The organism is Rhizobium sp. 3T7, from assembly GCF_020166565.1.
GTDB lineage: Bacteria > Pseudomonadota > Alphaproteobacteria > Rhizobiales > Rhizobiaceae > Rhizobium.
The window spans coordinates 1-1,270 of sequence record NZ_JAIQXS010000056.1; the positions used below are offsets into that span (position 1 = coordinate 1).

At 59.8% G+C, this 1,270-nt stretch carries 1 protein-coding gene; it reads right to left on the minus strand.

What is annotated here, in order from left to right:
* The coding region (locus K9B32_RS28810) for an IS256 family transposase (protein WP_224568785.1) at window positions 1–1,171 on the minus strand (1,171 nt) is incomplete at its 3' end.
* Window positions 1,172–1,270: the final 99 nt, after the last annotated feature.

The following is a 1,270-nucleotide window of genomic DNA, read 5'->3' on the forward strand; positions in this document are numbered from 1 at the left end:
GCGGATCATCGCTCATCGACGCCATAGTCTCAAGTGTCATATACCTGGCCCGCTGAACGGCCCACTCATCGTTCTGTTCGAGCAGTAATGCGCCGACGAGACGGACAATGGCTTCGTCGTTGGGAAAGATGCCGACGACCTCGGTGCGGCGCTTGATCTCGCCATTGAGGCGCTCGATTGGATTGGTCGAGTGCAGCTTTGCCCGGTGCTCTTTCGGGAAAGTCATGTAGGCGAGCACATCCTCTTCGGCATCATCCATAATGGCGGCGAGCTTCGGCACTTTTGGTCTTATCTGGTCGGCAACATTGCGCCACTGCGTGCTGGCAGATTCCGCCGTATCCTGGGCGAATGCCGTGGCGATGAAGGCGGAGACGACACGCCTGCCGCTCTTTCCGGCATGCGCCAGCACGTTCCTCATGAAGTGAACCCGGCATCGTTGCCAGGTGGCGCTGAGAACCTTGGTAACGGCAGCCTTGAGTCCCTCATGGGCGTCGGAGACGACGAGCTTCACGCCGCGCAAACCTCGGCGCGTAAGCCTGCGCAGGAACTCCGTCCAGATCGGCTCGGCTTCGGATGTGCCAACTTCCATGCCCAGAACCTCGCGCCGGCCATCGGTGTTGACGCCAACGGCGATGATGACGGCAACGGAAACGATGCGGCCACCGCGTCTGACTTTCAGGTAGGTGGCATCGATCCACAGATAAGGCCAATCGCCCTCGATCGGTCTTTCGAGGAACGCCTTCACCTTGACGTCGATCTCTTCGCACAGGCGGCTTACCTGGCTTTTGGAGATGCCGCTCATGCCCATCGCTTTGACCAGATCGTCGACAGAACGCGTCGAGATGCCCTGAATGTACGCTTCCTGGATGACCGCTGTCAGAGCCTTCTCCGCCATCCGACGCGGTTCGAGGAAGCTTGGGAAATAGCTGCCCTTGCGCAGCTTCGGAATGCGAAGCTCGACCGTTCCGGCGCGTGTCTCCCAATCCCGGTCGCGGTAGCCGTTGCGTTGCGCCAACCGCATCGCATTCTTCTCGCCGTAGCCAGCACCGGTCGCACTGCCAACCTCCAGCTCCATCAGCCGCTCGGCCGCAAAGCCGATCATCTCACGCAACAAATCGGCGTCAGCACTCTTCTCAACAAGCGAGCGCACGTTCATCATATCGTCGGTCATCGGTGGTCTTTCCATCAGGTTGGTCTTGAACAACCCGACCCTACCGGAAAACACTGGTGACCACCGCTATCGAGCTACACCACTCCCTGGGACGTCATC